The following is a 16,798-nucleotide window of genomic DNA, read 5'->3' as shown; positions in this document are numbered from 1 at the left end:
ATGGCGGAAACGGGGCGCATCCTGGTCGCGGGCGGCGGCATCGGCGGTCTCACCGCCGCGGCCACCCTGCTCCAGGCCGGGTTCGAGGTCGCCGTGTTCGAGCAGGCTTCGGTGCTCGCCGAGGTCGGCGCCGGCATCCAGGTTAGCGCCAATGCCGGCCGGGTCTACCGGTCGCTCGGCCTCATGGACGCCATCGAGGCGGCGGGCGTCCTGCCTGACGCCTATCATTTCCGCATCTTCGACAGCGGCGAGGTCCTGCAGACGATCCCGCTCGGCACCGGATATCGCGAACGCCATGGCGTGCCCTACGTGACCATCCACCGGGCCGACCTGCACCGGCTGCTGGTCGACAAGGTCAGGAGCCTCGATCCCGCAGCCGTCCGCACCGGCAGCGCGGTCGCCTCCTTCGCCGAGGACGGGGACGGCGTGACCGTGACGCTGGCCGACGGCTCGACCGAGCGCGGCGCGGCGCTGATCGGCGCCGACGGCATCAGGTCGGTCGTGCGCCGCGGCATCGCCGGACCGACCGAGGCGGCCTACACCGGCGACGCCGTCTGGCGGGTCGTCGTGCCGATGGACCGGCTGCCGCCCGAGCACCGCTCCCGCACCACCGACATCTGGGCCGGCCCCGGCCGCCACGCCGTCACCTATGCCCTGCGCGGCGGCACGCTGATGAACCTCGTCGGCTGCGTCGAGCACGCGCAGTGGGAAGACGAATCCTGGACCACGCCGCGGCCCTGGGCCGAAATGCGCGCCGATTTCGACGGCTGGCATCCGATGATCACGACGATCATCGACCAGGCCGACCGCGACCAGTGCTTCCGCTGGGCCCTGCGCGACCGCGAGCCCATCCGCGACTGGAGCACGGCGCGGGTGACGCTGCTCGGCGACGCCGCGCACCCGACCTTGCCCTACATGGCGCAGGGCGCCGCGATGGCCGTCGAAGACGCGGCGGTGCTGGCGCGGGCCCTGGCTCGCGGACCCGGCATCCCCGCCGCGATCGCGCTCTATCAGCGAAACCGCGTCGACCGCACCGCCCGCATCGTCAACGAATCGCGCGCCAACCGCGCGCTCTTCCACCTGCCCGACGTGGCCGCCCTGCGCGCCGCCTTCGACAAGCGCGACATGAACGCCGAGCGCTCTGCCTGGCTGTTCTCCTACGATCCGACCACGGTCGAACTGCTGGACGCCTGAAGCGGGCTCAGTCCGCGGCGCCGCCGAGCGCCCGTCGCGCCAGCGCCATGAACTGCTCGCGCTCGGCTTCGTCGAGCGGCGCGAGGATGTCGGCCTGAAGCCGCCGCACGATCGGCAGCATCTCGGCATAGATGCGCAGTCCCTCCGGCGTCAGGCTGACCTCGCGCGCCCGCCGGTCGCGGCGGCTGATTTCGCGCGTCACCAGGCCCTTCTGCTCCAGCCGGTCGACGACGCCGCCGATGGTCGCCCGGTCATAGGCGATCAGCGCCGACAACTGCCCCTGGTCGATCTTCGGATGGGTTTTCAACGCCTCCAGCGCCGCGAACTGCACCGGCGTCAGGTCGTAGCCGGCGGCCTGGACCTGCCGGAGGAACACCTGGGTGGAGACCTGGTGCAGGCGTCGGATCACGTGACCGGCCATCGCGGCGAGTTGCATCGTGTTCTCCCCTGTCGGCCGGCAGCGCCGAGACTGGTCCGGGACGGATCCGGAGGTGGATTGACGGATATGATAAGTACACATATCATATGGGTACTTATCATATCGAAAAGCCGCCCGCGAGCAAGGGAAGACAGATGCAGTTCCACCTGAACGGTTTCCGGCCCGGCAATCCCGAGATCCACGATGCCGCACCGGGCCGCGCTCCCTTGGACAGCCTGCCCGGAGAGGTCGACGTGCTGATCGTCGGCTCAGGACCCGCCGGTCTCACCCTCGCCGCGCAGCTGGCCGCCTTCCCGCAGATCGTGACGCGCCTCATCGAGCAGAAGCCGGGGCCGATGGAGAAGGGCCAGGCCGACGGCATCTCGTGCCGGTCGATGGAGATGTTCGGCGCATTCGGCTTTGCCGAAAAGGTGATGAAGGAGGGCTACTGGGTCAACGAGACCACCTTCTGGAAGCCCGATCCCGCCGATCCGCGCCGCATCGTCCGCAGCGGCCGCGTCGACGACGTCGAGGAGGGACTGTCGGAGATGCCCCACGTCATCCTCAACCAGGCGCGGGTGCACGACATGTATCTCGAGATCATGCGCCATTCGCCCTCGCGGCTGGTGCCGGACTACGGCCGCCGGCTCGTCGACCTGACCGTCGACCCCGACGGGGGCGATCATCCGGTCACGGTCACGATCGAGCGTGTCGACACAGGCCATGAAGGCGAGCGCGAGACCGTGCGCGCCCGCTACGTCGTCGGCTGCGACGGCGCCCGCAGCGGCGTCCGCAAGGCCATCGGCCGCGAACTCGCCGGCGATTCCGCCAACCAGGCCTGGGGCGTGATGGACGTGCTGGCGGTCACCGACTTCCCCGACATCCGCTTCAAGTCGCTGATCCAGTCGGCCGGCGAGGGCAACATCGTCCTCATCCCGCGCGAGGGCGGCTATCTCGTCCGCCTCTACATCGAGCTCGACAAGCTCGGCAAGACCGAGCGCGTCGCCCACCGCAACGTCACGCTCGATCACCTCATCGCCGCCGCGCAGCGCATCTTCCACCCCTACACGCTCGACGTGAAGGAGACCGCCTGGTGGTCGGTCTACGAGATCGGCCAGCGCCTGACCGACAGGTTCGACGACGTGCCCGAAGCGGAACTCGCGACGCGCACGCCGCGCGTCTTCATCACCGGCGACGCCTGCCACACCCACAGCCCCAAGGCCGGGCAGGGCATGAACGTGTCGATGGGCGACAGCTTCAATCTCGGCTGGAAGCTCGTCTCCGTCCTGCTCGGGCGCGCCGGCCCCGAACTGCTGCACAGCTACTCCGCCGAGCGCCAGGCGGTGGCGAAGGACCTGATCGACTTCGACCGCGAATGGTCCCGCATCATCAGCCAGCCGCCCGGGCCCGACGACACCGGTGTCCCGAAGTTCCAGCGCTACTTCATCGAGCACGGCCGCTACACCGCCGGCATGTCCGTCACCTACAGGCCCTCGGCGCTGACCGGTCCGTCCACCTGGCAGGCGCTTGCGCCCGGGTTCCCGATCGGCGCGCGGCTCCATTCGGCACCCGTCATGCGGCTCTGCGACGGCAAACGCATCGAGCTCGGTCACGTGATCCAGGCTGACGCGCGCTGGCGCCTCTTCGCCTTCGCCGGAGCCGGCGACGACGGTTCCCACGGCGGGCCCGTCGCAGCGCTCTGCGCCTGTCTGTCGAATGCAGCCGAGCTGCCGATCGCCCGCGCCCTTTCGGCGGGGTCCGATCCCGATGCGGAGATCGACCTGCGGGCGGTCTTCCAGCAGGACCACCGCGCGCTTGCCATTGGCTCCATGCCCGGCCTGCTTCTGCCGGCCAAGGGCAGGCTCCGGCTGCGCGACTACGAGAAGATCCTGTGCGCGCCGCTGAAACACGGACCCGACATCTACGCCATGCGCGGCATCGATCGCGCGAAGGGCGCCCTCGTCGTCGTCCGCCCGGACCAGTACGTCGCCCACGTCCTGCCGCTCGACGCCCATGACGAGCTCCGCTCCTTCTTCACCGGCGTCCTGCGAACGGACCGCTGATGCGCGGCTGAGCGGCGACGGCGCCCGCGCAGCAGGCGAAACGGCGGGCGCGGAAGTCGTTCTCGACGCCGGCCGACGTCTTTCCCTCGTCGGTGGAAAAGTTTCAAAACAGGCCGCGCGGCTGCTCGTTCGAGCGAGATTATCGACCAAATACAATCATCGATAAGACGGAACTCCGGCGCGGCGAATTATTTCTGCGCCTGCCGGATCGTCGACCCGTGCGGGCAGGAAGGTGCACCGGGCGGCGCCTCGCGGCCCGAATAATCTCTGGCACTCCTATCTTCCGAGTGCCAATGCACCTATATGTATTGAGTGGTCGCCCTATGCGCCGGCCCCAGAAAGATTTCCCATGACATTCCGTCCACTCCACGACCGCGTCGTCATCCGGCGCGCCGAGGGCGAGCTGATCTCCAAGGGCGGGATCATCATTCCCGACAACGCCAAGGAAAAGCCCCAGGAAGGCGTCGTCGTGGCCGTCGGCCCCGGATCGCGGGACGAGGCCGGCAAGCTGGTCGCCCTCGACGTCGCGGCCGGCGACACCGTGCTCTTCGGCAAATGGTCGGGCACCGAGGTCAAGATCGACGGCGAGGACCTCCTGATCGTCAAGGAAGCCGACATCATGGGCGTCGTCCAGCCCACCGAAACGACCGCGAGCCTGGCGGCCTGAACGGCCGCTTCTCGCCTTCCCCGCAATCCCGAGACCGAACTGGACGAACATCATGTCTGCCAAGGAAATCAGGTTTTCCGCCGACGCGCGCGACCGCATGCTGCGCGGCGTGGAACTGCTCAACGACGCCGTCAAGGTGACGCTCGGCCCCAAGGGCCGCAACGTCGTCATCGACAAGGCCTATGGCGCACCGCGCATCACCAAGGACGGCGTCACCGTCGCCAAGGAGATCGAGCTCGCCGACAAGTTCGAGAACATGGGCGCCCAGATGGTGCGCGAGGTGGCCTCCAAGACCAATGATCTCGCCGGCGACGGCACCACCACCGCCACCGTGCTCGCCGCCTCGATCCTGCGCGAGGGCGCCAAGCTGGTCGCCGCCGGCATGAACCCGATGGACCTGAAGCGCGGCATCGACCTCGCGGTCGCAGCCGTCGTCAAGGACATCCAGGCCCGCGCCCGCAAGGTCGCATCCTCCGCCGAGATCGCGCAGGTCGGCACCATCGCCGCCAATGGCGACGCCACGGTCGGCGAGATGATCGCCAGGGCCATGGAAAAGGTCGGCAACGAGGGCGTCATCACCGTCGAGGAAGCCAAGACCGCCGAGACCGAACTCGATGTCGTCGAGGGCATGCAGTTCGACCGCGGCTACCTCTCCCCCTACTTCGTCACCAATGCCGAGAAGATGCGCGCGGAGCTGGAGGACCCCTACATCCTCATCCACGAGAAGCGGCTCGGCAATCTCCAGGCCATGCTGCCGATCCTCGAAGCGGTGGTGCAGGGCGGCCGGCCGCTCCTCATCATTTCCGAGGACGTCGAGGGCGAGGCGCTCGCCACGCTGGTCGTCAACAAGCTGCGCGGCGGCCTGAAGGTCGCGGCCGTCAAGGCGCCCGGCTTCGGCGATCGCCGCAAGGCCATGCTGGAGGACATCGCCATCCTCACCGCCGGCCAGCTGATCTCCGAGGACCTCGGCATCAAGCTCGAGAACGTCACCATCGACATGCTCGGCCGTGCCAAGCGGGTGGTCATCGAGAAGGACACCACGACGATCATCGACGGTGCCGGCGAAAAGACGGCCATCGCGGGGCGCGTCCAGCAGATCAAGGCGCAGATCGAGGAGACCACCTCGGACTACGACAAGGAGAAGCTGCAGGAGCGTCTCGCCAAGCTCGCGGGCGGCGTCGCCGTCATCCGCGTCGGCGGCGTCACCGAGACCGAGGTGAAGGAGCGCAAGGACCGCATCGACGATGCGCTCAACGCCACCCGCGCCGCGGTCGAGGAAGGCATCGTTCCGGGCGGCGGCGTGGCGCTGCTGCGCGCCCGCACTGCACTCGCCTCGCTCGCCGGCGACAATGCCGACATGACCGCCGGCGTCTCGATCGTCCTGCGGGCGCTCGAGGCCCCGATCCGGCAGATCGCCGAGAACGCGGGTGTCGAAGGCTCGGTCGTGGTCGGCAAGCTGGCCGACGGCAAGGATCCGAACCAGGGCTTCGATGCCCAGACCGAAACCTATGTCGACATGATCGAGGCGGGCATCGTCGACCCGGCCAAGGTCGTGCGCACCGCCCTGCAGGATGCGGGGTCCATCGCGGCCCTGCTGATCACCGCGGAGGCGATGATCGCCGACGCGCCGCCGAAGGGCGGAGCCGACACCGGCAGGGGATACTGAGGCATGTCCGAACCTTTCGGCCAGCGTGGCCGGAAGGCCGATCTTCGTCAGAAACCGGAAAGGAAAACGTCCATGCAGAACGACACCAGGACTTCGGTCACGCAGAAATTCGATGCCTACCAGCCGTCCAAGTCGACGCTCGTCTGGGCATGCGCCGGCGCGGCCGTCGCAACCATGATCATCGGCTTCAACTGGGGCGGCTGGGTGACCGGCGGCACCTCGCGTGATCTTGCCACGACGGCGGGCAACGTCGCGCGCGGCGAACTGGCAAGCAGCATCTGCATCGAGCGCTTCAACGCCGCACCCGACGCCGCCTCCCGCCTCGTGGAACTGAAGGCTATTCCCAGCGCTTCCGCCAAGCGGCAGTTCGTCGAGGCCGGTGGCTGGGCCACCATGCCCGGCGCCACGAGTCCCGACCGTCGCGGCGCGGAAGCCTGCTCGATCGCGCTCGCGGCCTGAGGGCGAAGCCACCTGATAATGCCGGCGCCGGGCCTTTTTTCCCGGCGCGGCACCTTTCCCGTTGAACCCGAGCAGAGAGCAAGCCGATGATCGTCTTCAAGAAGATCCCCGCTCCCACGGCGCCGAACGAGGTCGAGGAGAACCGCTTCGATCTGGTCCGCAAGGCCGCGCAGGAAGAACATCGCAAATCAGACGCGGAGGCGCCCCGTCGCCGCGCCGCCAGGAAGCCCGAGGACGACCGGCTCCTCTGATCCCGGCCCCTCGCAGCGCAGGGCAGGTTCGGGCAGGTCCGGCCGTGGTGGCGACACCCGCTGCCCCGGCGGCGCGCGCCCTGCGCGGCCGCCCCGTCTTCGGATACCGGCTTCCGCCCTGCCCGTCCGAAGAACGTATATTTACGCTATTGAATGCACCGCGCAGGCAGGTACACTCGCCCCGCCAGTCAATGGCCAAAGGCAGAAACTGCCACGGGAGGAGACATGTCGAAATCTTGGGCGCGCGGCCCTCGCGTCGCGCCGTTGAGTGCAACTCGATGGTAGGTTTCTCGCATCCATGAGCGGGGACACCATCCTCGAGGCCTCCGGCCTGACCAAGGAGTTCAAGGGTTTCGTAGCGGTCGCCAATGTCGACCTGAAGGTCCGGCGCGGTTCGATCCACGCGCTGATCGGACCGAACGGTGCCGGCAAGACGACCTGCTTCAATCTCCTGACCAAGTTCCTGCAGCCGACCCGCGGCACCATCCGCTACAACGGCCGCGACATCACCGCCATGCAGCCGGCCGACATCGCCCGGCTCGGTCTGGTGCGCTCGTTCCAGATTTCGGCGGTGTTCCCCAAGATGACCGCGCTGGAAAACGTCCGCATCGCGCTGCAGCGCCGCCGCGGCGACAGCTTCGACTTCTGGCGCTCCGAAAAGGTGCTGGCCGCCTTCAACGACGAGGCGGCAGCGCTTCTGGAGGATGTCGGCCTGACCGAGTTCTCCGCCACGCCGGCCGGCGAACTGCCCTATGGCCGCAAGCGGGCGCTGGAGATCGCCACGACGCTGGCGCTGGATCCGGAGATGCTGCTGCTCGACGAGCCGATGGCGGGCATGACGCAGGAGGACATCGACCGGATTTCCACGCTGATCCGCCGCATCGCGGCCAACCGCACCATCTTCATGGTGGAGCACAACCTCTCGGTCGTCGCGTCCCTGTCCGACCGCATCACCGTCCTGGCCCGCGGCGAGGTCCTGGCCGAGGGCGACTATGCGGTGGTGTCGAAGGATGCCCGCGTCATCGAGGCCTATATCGGATCGGGTCATGGCTGAGACCGAACTCCAAAGCCGCAACGCGGCATCCCCGGCAGCCGCCCCCCTCCTCAAGGTCGAGGGCCTCGAGGGCTGGTACTCCGAAAGCCACGTCCTGCACGGGGTGAGCTTCGACGTCGCGGAAGGCGAGGTGGTGACCCTGCTCGGCCGCAACGGTGCCGGCAAGACCACGACGCTGAAGGCCGTCATGGGCATTCTGGCCAAGCGGTCCGGCTCGGTGACGTTCGGCGGCCAGGAGACCATCCGGCTGCCGGCGCGGGCCATCGCGCGCCTCGGCATCGCGCTCTGTCCAGAGGAGCGGGCGATCTTCTCGTCGCTCTCCGTCGAGGAAAACCTCATGCTGCCGCCGCAGGTGCGGCCGGGTGGCCTCACCGTCGAGCAGATCTTCGAGCTGTTTCCCAACATCAAGGAGCGGCTGTCGAGCCAGGGCACCAAGCTCTCCGGCGGCGAGCAGCAGATGCTGGCGATCGGCCGCATCCTGCGGACCGGCGCCAAGCTCCTGCTGCTCGACGAACCGACCGAGGGCCTCGCCCCCGTGATCGTCCAGCAGATCGGCCGCACCATCGCGCGCCTGAAGCAGCAGGGATTCACCATCGTTCTGGTGGAGCAGAACTTCCATTTCGCCGCATCGGTCGCAGACCGTCACTACGTGGTGGAGCAAGGGCGTGTCATCGACACGATCCCCAACGACGAGCTGGACGCCAACATCGACAAGCTGCACCGCTATCTGGGCGTCTGAGCTGAGGAATACCGGCAGGAATTGCCGCAACCGGAGGAGATAAGAATGAGAAAGACAGGATTTATCGTGGCGTCGCTGGCCGGCCTGCTGATGGCGGGCACGGCATTCGCCCAGACCGCCGTCAAGATCGGCGTGCTCAACGACCGGTCGGGCATCTATGCCGACATCACCGGCGAAGGCTCGGCCGTCGCCGCGCAGATGGCCGCCGAGGATTTCGGCACCGACAAGGGCATCACCGTCGAGGTCGTCTCGGCCGATCACCAGAACAAGCCTGACGTCGGCTCCAACATCGCCCGGCAGTGGTACGACACCGAAGGCGTCGACGTGATCGCCGACGTGCCGACCTCGTCCGTGGCGCTCGCCGTCAACGACATCACCCGCGAGAAGAACAAGATCTTCCTCAACTCGGGCGCCGCGACCTCCGACCTGACCGGGTCGAAGTGCTCGCCCAACACGGTGCACTGGACCTACGACACCTGGCAGCTCGCCCACGGCACGGGCGGCGCCATGGTCGCGGCCGGCGGCAAGACCTGGTTCTTCCTGACCGCCGACTACGCCTTCGGCCATGCGCTCGAGCGTGACACCTCGGCGGTCGTCACGGCAGCCGGCGGCGAGGTGATCGGCAGCGTCAAGACGCCGTTCCCCGGCACCGACTTCTCGTCGTTCCTCCTGCAGGCGCAGGCGTCCGGCGCACAGGTCATCGGCCTGGCCAACGCCGGCGGCGACACCGTCAACTCGATGAAGCAGGCGGCCGAGTTCGGCATCACCCAGGCCGGCCAGTCGATCGCCGGCCTGCTGGTCTTCGTCAACGACATCCATGCGCTCGGCCTCGACGTCGCCCAGGGCCTCGTCCTCACCGAGACCTTCTACTGGGATCTCAACGACAAGACCCGCGAATGGTCGGCCCGCTTCGAGGAGAAGACCGGCAAGAAGCCGTCGATGATCCAGGCCGGCGTCTACGCCTCGGTCCTGCATTACCTGAAGGCCGTGGAGGCCGTGGGCTCGAAGGATCCGGAGGCCGTCATGGCCAAGATGAAGGAAATGCCGACCGACGATCCGCTCTTCGGCCAGGGCGTGGTGCGCGCCGACGGCCGCAAGACCCACGACGCCTACCTCTTCCGGGTCAAGAAGCCCGCGGATTCGAAGGGCCCGTGGGATCTCTACGAGACCGTCGCCACCATCCCGGCCGACAAGGCCTTCCGTCCGCTCGCCGACGGCGGCTGCCCGCTCGTGCAGTAAGGCATGAGGGCGGCGCGCCGGTTCGCCGGCGCGCCGCCCCGCGCGCAAGACAGGGTCCGCCACCATGTTCGAACTGCTGGGTATTCCGCCGCAGGCGCTGTTCGGCCAGCTGCTGCTGGGCCTGATCAACGGCTCCTTCTATGCGCTGCTGAGCCTTGGACTTGCGATCATCTTCGGCCTGCTGAACATCATCAACTTCACGCACGGCGCGCAGTACATGATGGGCGCCTTCGTCGCCTGGATGCTGTTGAACTATGTCGGCATCCCCTACTGGGGCGCGCTGTTTCTGGTTCCCGTCATCGTCGGCGTCACCGGCGTGGTCCTGGAGCGGCTGCTGATCTCTAGGCTCTACCATCTCGACCACCTCTACGGGCTCCTGCTGACCTTCGGGCTGGCCCTGATCATCACCGGCGTCTTCCGCAACCAGTACGGCATCTCCGGCCTGCCCTATGCCATCCCCGGGCAGCTTTCGGGCGGCCAGAACCTCGGCTTCATGTTCCTGCCGAACTATCGCGGCTGGGTCGTCGTGGCCTCGCTTGTCGTATGCCTGGCCACCTGGTTCGTCATCGAGAAGACGCGGCTCGGCGCCTACCTGCGCGCCGCGACCGAGAACCCGACGATGGTGGGCGCCTTCGGCATCAATGTCCCCCGCCTCATCACCCTGACCTACGGCTTCGGCGTCGGGCTCGCCGCCTTCGCCGGCGTGCTCGCCGCGCCGATCTACTCGGTCAACCCCAACATGGGCGCCGACGTCATCATCGTCGTCTTCGCCGTGGTGGTCATCGGCGGCATGGGCTCCATCCTCGGCTCCATCCTCACCGGCTTCGGGCTGGGGCTCGTCGAGGGCCTGACGCGCGTCTTCTATCCCGAAGGCTCCGCCGTCGTCATCTTCGTCATCATGGCGATCGTGCTTCTCGTGAAGCCGGCCGGCCTGTTCGGAAGGGAAGCCTGATGGCCACGCAGACCTCCTCGCTCGACCTGTCCCGGTCCGCCGGCGTCGAGGCGCCCGGAATGCCGGCGCTGCACATGTGGATCTTCGCAGGCCTGCTGCTGTTCGGCCTGGTGGCGCCCTACATCCTCTATCCCGTCTTCGTCATGAAGGTGCTGTGCTTCGCGCTGTTTGCCTGCGCCTTCAACCTCCTGCTCGGCTTCGGCGGGCTCCTGTCCTTCGGCCACGCCGCCTATTTCGGCAGCGCGAGCTATGTCTCCGCCCATGCCGCGAAAGTGTGGGGGCTGACGCCGGAGCTCGCCATCCTGACCGGCACGCTGGCAGCCGCCGGGCTCGGCCTCGCCATCGGCTCGCTCGCCATCCGCCGCCAGGGCATCTACTTCGCGATGGTCACGCTCGCCTTCGCCCAGATGGTCTTCTTCTTCTCCATCCAGGCGCCGTTCACCGGCGGCGAGGACGGCATCCAGTCGGTGCCGCGCGGCCATCTGTTCGGGCTGATCTCGATGGCGCCCGACCGCAACCTCTATTTCTTCGTCCTGGCGGTGGTCTTCATCGGCCTGCTCGTCATCTACCGCATCATCCATTCGCCCTTCGGCCAGGTGCTGAAGGGCATCCGCGACAACGAACCCCGCATGGTCTCGCTCGGCTACCGGACGAGGCGCTACAAGCTCGCGGTGTTCGTGCTGTCTGCAGCACTCGCCGGCGTCGCCGGGGCCACCAAGGCGATCGTCTTCCAGCTCGCCTCGCTCACCGACGTCTACTGGACCATGTCGGGCGAGGTGGTGCTGATGACCCTGCTCGGGGGCATGGGAACCGTCTTCGGGCCGATCCTCGGCGCCGCCGTCATCGTCACCATGCAGAACTACCTGGCGACCTTCGGCGACTGGGTGACGATCGGCCAGGGCATCATCTTCGTGGTCGCGGTCATGCTGTTCCGCGAAGGCATCGTCGGCGTCCTGGCACGCATCATCAGGCGGCCGCTGTAAACGCGAACGGGGCGCCACCGCGCCCCGATCACCCCGTCTCGCCTTCAGCCGCCCCGCAGCGCTGCCGCAACCCGGGCGGCGCCGCCGACCGGATTTCGGCTCAGCCGATCTTCTGGCCGGTCTTGGCCCAGTCGGCCAGGAACTGCTCCAGGCCCTTGTCGGTCAGCGGATGCTTCACCAGCGCCCGCAGCGTCGACGGCGGCACGGTCGCCACGTCTGCGCCGATCAGCGCCACGCGCTTGACGTGGTCCTGCGTGCGGATCGAGGCCGCCAGGATCTCCGTCTCGAAGCCGAAATTGTCGTAGATCTGGCGGATCTCGGCGATCAGCTCGACGCCGTCGAAGCCCATGTCGTCCAGCCGGCCGATGAAGGGCGAGATGAAGGTTGCGCCGGCCTTGGCGGCCAGCAGCGCCTGGTTGGCCGAGAAGCACAGCGTCACATTGACCAGCCGGCCGCTCGAGGTGATCGACTTGCAGGCCCTCAGGCCGTCGAGCGTCAGCGGCACCTTGATGCAGATGTTGTCGGCGATCTTCGACAGCACGTCCGCCTCGCGCATCATCTCGGCATAGTCGACGGCCACGACCTCGGCCGAGACCGGGCCTTCGACGATCGAGCAGATCTCCTTGGTGACCTCGGCGATGTTGCCGCCCGACTTCAGGATCAGCGACGGATTGGTGGTCACGCCGTCCAGCAGGCCGAGTTCGTTGAGTTCGCGGATTTCCTTCGTGTCGGCGGTGTCGACGAAGAATTTCATGGTCGTCTCCTGGCAAATTCGGGGGGTGGACGGGCTTGGCCCGCCTGGTTGGCCTTTGATCTAGACGAAACTCGGGGCAAGGTCACGCGCCATGACGCAAGATTCGCCCGCCCCCTCCGTCGTTCCGGTGATGGTTCCCATGCCCGCCGAACGGCCCTACTCCTATGCCGTTCCAGCCGGCATGGCGGTTCGGCCGGGCTCGATCGTGCGCGTGCCGCTCGGTCCGCGCGAGGTGGCCGGCATCGTCTGGGACGGCAACGGCGGTTCCGTCGACCCGAGGAAACTGCGGCCGATTTCCCAGGTCTTCGACTGCCCGCCCATCGACGCCGCCATGCGCCGTTTCGTCGACTGGGTGGCCGACTACACGCTCTCGCCGCCCGGCATGGTGGCGCGCATGCTGCTGCGCGCGCCCGCCGCCTTCGATCCCGAGCCCTGGATCGACGGCATCGCCCGCACCGCGGCCCTGCCCGACCGCATGACGGCAGCGCGGGGCCGCGTGCTCGAACTGGCACACGAGGGCATGGCCTGGACGCGCTCCGGCCTCGCCCACGCCGCCGGCGTGTCCTCCGCGGTCATTGACGGCCTGAAGCAGCAGGGCGTCTTCGAGGACGTCAGGCTGCCGCCCCGCCCGGTGGTCGCCGCGCCCGATCCTGCCTACGCCGCCGCATCGCTCAACCCCGACCAGCAGGCCGCGGCCGACACGCTGCGCGACAGGGCCGGCGCCGCGGCCTTCTCCGTCACCCTCATCGACGGCGTCACCGGCTCGGGCAAGACCGAGGTCTATTTCGAGGCCATCGCCGCGGCCATCGAACGCGGCGCCCAGGTGCTGATCCTGCTGCCCGAGATCGCGCTCACCCATGCCTTCCTCGAGCGCTTCCAGGACCGCTTCGGCGCCAAGCCGGCCGAATGGCACTCCGACCTGCCGCCCCGCATGCGCGAGCGGGTCTGGCGCCAGGTCGCGGAAGGCCAGGTGCGCGTGGTCGCCGGCGCGCGTTCGGCGCTGTTCCTGCCCTTCCGGGAACTCGGCCTCGTCGTCGTCGACGAGGAGCACGACCCTGCCTACAAGCAGGAGGACCGCGTCTTCTACAATGCCCGCGACATGGCGGTGGTGCGCGCCCACATCGCCGGCTTCCCGGTCATCCTCGCCTCGGCGACGCCGTCGATCGAGAGCCGCGTCAATGCGCTGTCGGGCCGCTACGGCCGCGTCGCCCTGCCGTCGCGTTTCGCCGAGGCCGCCCTGCCCGACCTGAAGGCGATCGACATGCGCCGCACCCCGCCTGCGCGCGGCGGCTTCCTGTCGCCGGTGCTGATCGATGCCACGAAGAAGACGCTGGCGCGCGGCGAGCAGGCGCTGTTCTTCCTCAACCGGCGCGGCTATGCGCCGCTCACCCTCTGCCGCGTCTGCGGCCACCGCTTCCAGTGTCCGGACTGTTCGAGCTGGCTGGTCGAGCACCGCTTCCGCGGCCAGCTCGTCTGCCACCAGTGCGGCCACACCGAGCGGCAGCCCGAGGCCTGCCCGTCCTGCGGCGCGCTCGACCATCTCGTCGCCTGCGGGCCGGGCGTCGAACGCATCGCCGAGGAGGCGGTCGCGCATTTCCCGGATGCGCGCATCATCGTCTTGTCGTCCGACCTGCTCGGCGGCGTGCGCCGGCTGCGGCTGGAACTGGAAGCCATCGCCAAGGGCGAGGCCGACATCGTCATCGGCACCCAGCTCGTCGCCAAGGGCCACAATTTTCCCAACATGACGCTGGTCGGCATCGTCGATGCGGATCTCGGCCTGGCCAACGGCGATCCGCGCGCCGCCGAGCGCACCTTCCAGCTGCTCTCCCAGGTCACCGGCCGCGCCGGCCGCACCGGCAAGAAGAGTCTCGGCCTGCTGCAGACCTACCAGCCCGACCATCCGGTCATGAAGGCGATCGTCTCGGGCGACGCCGACGCCTTCTACGACCGCGAGACCGACGAGCGTCAGCGCGCCGCCATGCCGCCCTTCGGCCGGCTGGCCGCCCTCATCGTCAGCGCCGCCACCCGCGCCGAGGCCGAAGCCCACGCCCGCGCGCTGCGCCGCGCAGCACCGCGCGCCGACGACATCGACGTGCTCGGCCCCGCAGAAGCCCCCCTCGCCCTCATCGGCGGCCGCCACCGCTTCCGCCTCCTCGTCCACGGCGACAGGCGCTCCGACATCCAGAAATTCGTCCGCTCCATGCTCGCCGCAGCCGACCGTCCGCGCGGCTCGGTCCGGGTGCAGGTCGACATCGACCCCCAGAGCTTCCTGTAAGACGCCGGCAACGCTGCCACCCATCCTCCAACCCCACGCAGTGGGGGGAGTTGCCGAGCGAAGCGAGGCGGAAGGGGGGGGACGCCGCCAGACCAAACCTCGGGCGTCGCAGGCCCGGCACGACAGACCTGGCCAGGCAGACGGCAACGCTCCCGCGCATCGACGGCTGGAGGGTCGGGATGGGCGTCGCCATCGGTCTCCCCGCAATGCCCCACGGGTAGTGTGCGGAGAGTTCTGCAAATTCGCTGAGAGGGGCGGTCATGGCAGGCTGGTGATGTTCAACGTCACCTGATTCCCGCGAAGGAACGCCACCATGACCAAGACTGAAGGTAAGACCGCCAGCGCCGCCGTCAAAGACATTCTGCTTTCGAACCCCGATGGGCTGCGCGACGTGATCCGCGTAGTCATGCAGGAGGTTCTGGAGGCCGAGATGGATGAAGCGCTCGGCGCCTCGAAGAGCGAACGCACGCCGGAGCGGCTCGGCTACCGTTCGGGCCATTACAGCCGCACGCTCGTCACGCGCGTCGGCAAGCTCGAGCTCAGGGTGCCGCAGGACCGGCAGGGCCGCTTCTCGACCGAACTGTTCGAGCGCTACCAGCGGTCCGAGCGGGCCCTGGTGGCGACGCTGGCGGAGATGTATGTGCAGGGCGTGTCGACCCGCAAGGTCAAGGCGATCACCGAGGAACTGTGCGGCCACGCCTTCTCGGCTTCGTCGATCTCGGCCATCAACAAGCGGCTCGACGAGAGCCTGAAGGCTTTTGCCGAACGCCCCCTTCACGAGCCCTTTCCCTACCTGATCCTCGATGCCCGTTACGAGAAGGTCCGCGAAGCCGGCGTCGTCATGAGCCAGGCGGTGCTGATCGCGGTGGGCATCGACTGGGACGGACGGCGCCAGATCCTGGGCGTCGAGATGGCCAATCGCGAGAGCCGCTCGTCCTGGCGGGACTTTCTCGTCGGCCTGAAGGGGCGCGGCCTCAAAGGCGTCGAGCTGGTCGTGTCCGACGATCATGCCGGCCTGGTGGCGGCGATCGGCGAAGCGATCCCGGAAGCCGCCTGGCAGCGCTGCTACGTGCACTTCCTCCGGAACGCGCTCGATTACCTGCCCCGAAAGCATGGCGACGACTGCCTGCAGGAACTGCGCTGGCTCTACGACCGCCGCGATCTCGCCGAGGCCAAGGCCGATCTCGCCGCATGGCTCGCCAAGTGGTCAGGCAAGTATCCGCGCCTGACGGGCTGGGCGGAGGAGAGCATCGAACAGACGCCCACCTTCTTCCGGCTGCCGCGCCAGCACCACAAGCACCTCAAGTCGACCAACATGCTGGAGCGCCTCAACGAGGAGATCCGGCGCCGTACCTACGTCGTCCGCATCTTCCCCAACACAGAGAGCTGCCTGCGCCTCGTGCGTGCGCTCGCGGTCGAAACCAACGAAAACTGGATGGAGGCCAACCGTTACCTCAACATGGACGACCTCAGAGAGCACAAGAAGCTCGAACTCCGAAAAGCCGCATGACCAGAGCCGTGGCCGCCCAATTTGCAGAACTTGACGCACACGACCGCCCCACGGCCCTCCCCCCTCCGCCGTCGTCGCCACAGACGCCACTCCCCCTACGTCTCCACGCCCCCCCTCCGTCGTCGCTTCGCGACGCCACCTCCCCCCACTCCGTGGGGTTGAGGATAAGCGCCGGCAACGCTGCCGCCCATCCTCCAACCCCACGAAGTGGGGGGGAGGTGCCGAGCGAAGCGAGGCGGAGGGGGGGACCCCGCCGGACCGAACCGCGAGCATCGCAGGTCTGCCCCGCCGCGGCGGAGGGAAATCCGGGGACAGTTTACTTAATTCGGCAGGTTCCGACGCCTTCCGCAGTCGTTCCCGATCCGAATTAAGGAAACTGTCCCCGCATTTCCGGCACCCGATCCGCGTCTGCCACCCCCAGCAAAATCAACCGCTTGCACGAATCCCCCGCCGCTCTGTCCACACCCCTCCCACCCGGGCGCACAATGACCGCAGCTGAAGGAGGAACTGGAGCATGCGCGGCGCGGGACGGTACGGACGGGAGCTGAGGGGCATCATCGCGCTGCTCGTCTCG

15 protein-coding genes are annotated in these 16,798 nt (G+C 68.1%); 13 read left to right on the top strand and 2 right to left on the bottom strand.

The features are described 5' to 3' along the window. Complete coding sequence (locus tag N1F91_RS19720) at positions 1 to 1,194, top strand: FAD-dependent monooxygenase (protein WP_289994817.1); 1,194 nt, start codon at positions 1 to 3, stop codon at positions 1,192 to 1,194. Positions 1,195 to 1,201: 7 nt separating this feature from the next. On the opposite strand, the gene N1F91_RS19715 is transcribed toward N1F91_RS19720, so the two are convergent. Beyond that, positions 1,202 to 1,630 carry a MarR family transcriptional regulator gene (locus tag N1F91_RS19715; RefSeq protein WP_289994816.1) on the bottom strand — a complete coding sequence of 143 codons (429 nt, stop codon included), beginning with the start codon at positions 1,628 to 1,630 and terminating at the stop codon, positions 1,202 to 1,204. A 137-nt stretch (positions 1,631 to 1,767) separates the two neighbouring features. Between N1F91_RS19715 and N1F91_RS19710 the strand changes: the two genes are divergently transcribed. From N1F91_RS19710 to N1F91_RS19665, 10 genes are all read left to right on the top strand, one after another. Then, entirely contained in the window at positions 1,768 to 3,675 is a 1,908-nt protein-coding gene (locus N1F91_RS19710) for an FAD-binding monooxygenase (RefSeq protein ID WP_289994815.1), read from the top strand. Between the two features lie 349 nt (positions 3,676 to 4,024). Then, a complete protein-coding gene (locus tag N1F91_RS19705) occupies positions 4,025 to 4,342 on the top strand; it encodes a co-chaperone GroES (RefSeq protein WP_289994813.1) in 318 nt (105 codons plus the stop codon). A 52-nt stretch (positions 4,343 to 4,394) separates the two neighbouring features. Next, entirely contained in the window at positions 4,395 to 6,008 is a 1,614-nt protein-coding gene (gene groL, locus N1F91_RS19700) for a chaperonin GroEL (protein ID WP_289994812.1), read from the top strand. Positions 6,009 to 6,080: 72 nt separating this feature from the next. Continuing rightward, complete coding sequence (locus N1F91_RS19695) at positions 6,081 to 6,467, top strand: hypothetical protein (RefSeq protein WP_289994811.1); 387 nt, start codon at positions 6,081 to 6,083, stop codon at positions 6,465 to 6,467. A gap of 86 nt (positions 6,468 to 6,553) precedes the next feature. After that, complete coding sequence (locus N1F91_RS19690; RefSeq protein ID WP_289994810.1) at positions 6,554 to 6,718, top strand: hypothetical protein; 165 nt, start codon at positions 6,554 to 6,556, stop codon at positions 6,716 to 6,718. A 298-nt stretch (positions 6,719 to 7,016) separates the two neighbouring features. Then, positions 7,017 to 7,772 (top strand): ABC transporter ATP-binding protein, encoded by a 756-nt coding sequence (locus N1F91_RS19685; RefSeq protein ID WP_289994809.1) that lies wholly within the window; start codon positions 7,017 to 7,019, stop codon positions 7,770 to 7,772. Further along, positions 7,765 to 8,511, top strand: coding sequence for an ABC transporter ATP-binding protein (locus N1F91_RS19680; protein WP_289994808.1), 747 nt, complete (start codon positions 7,765 to 7,767; stop codon positions 8,509 to 8,511). The genes N1F91_RS19685 and N1F91_RS19680 overlap by 8 nt, the downstream gene beginning before the upstream one ends. Before the next feature lie 45 nt (positions 8,512 to 8,556). Further along, positions 8,557 to 9,750, top strand: a complete 1,194-nt coding sequence (locus N1F91_RS19675) for an ABC transporter substrate-binding protein (protein ID WP_289994806.1) — start codon at positions 8,557 to 8,559, stop codon at positions 9,748 to 9,750. A gap of 64 nt (positions 9,751 to 9,814) precedes the next feature. Further along, positions 9,815 to 10,702 (top strand): branched-chain amino acid ABC transporter permease, encoded by an 888-nt coding sequence (locus N1F91_RS19670; RefSeq protein WP_289994805.1) that lies wholly within the window; start codon positions 9,815 to 9,817, stop codon positions 10,700 to 10,702. Further along, entirely contained in the window at positions 10,702 to 11,685 is a 984-nt protein-coding gene (locus N1F91_RS19665; protein WP_289994804.1) for a branched-chain amino acid ABC transporter permease, read from the top strand. Before N1F91_RS19670 ends, N1F91_RS19665 begins: the two co-directional genes overlap by 1 nt. A 100-nt stretch (positions 11,686 to 11,785) precedes the next feature. Here the strand turns inward: N1F91_RS19665 and fsa are convergent, their stop codons facing one another. After that, entirely contained in the window at positions 11,786 to 12,439 is a 654-nt protein-coding gene (gene fsa, locus N1F91_RS19660; protein ID WP_289994802.1) for a fructose-6-phosphate aldolase, read from the bottom strand. Positions 12,440 to 12,530: 91 nt separating this feature from the next. On the opposite strand from fsa, the gene N1F91_RS19655 reads away from it, so the two are divergent. After that, positions 12,531 to 14,714: a primosomal protein N' gene (locus tag N1F91_RS19655; protein ID WP_289994801.1), complete on the top strand. Its 2,184-nt coding sequence runs from the start codon at positions 12,531 to 12,533 to the stop codon at positions 14,712 to 14,714. A 313-nt stretch (positions 14,715 to 15,027) separates the two neighbouring features. Then, the gene (locus N1F91_RS19650) at positions 15,028 to 16,224 is read left to right on the top strand and encodes an IS256 family transposase (RefSeq protein ID WP_289994799.1); all 1,197 of its coding nucleotides are present in this window, start codon (positions 15,028 to 15,030) and stop codon (positions 16,222 to 16,224) included. Positions 16,225 to 16,798 lie beyond the last annotated feature (574 nt).

This window comes from Aquibium sp. ELW1220 (assembly GCF_030398385.1).
Classification (GTDB): Bacteria; Pseudomonadota; Alphaproteobacteria; order Rhizobiales; family Rhizobiaceae; genus Aquibium.
The sequence above is the reverse complement of the archived record's forward strand: the minus strand, read 5'-3'. Positions and strand labels throughout refer to the sequence as shown.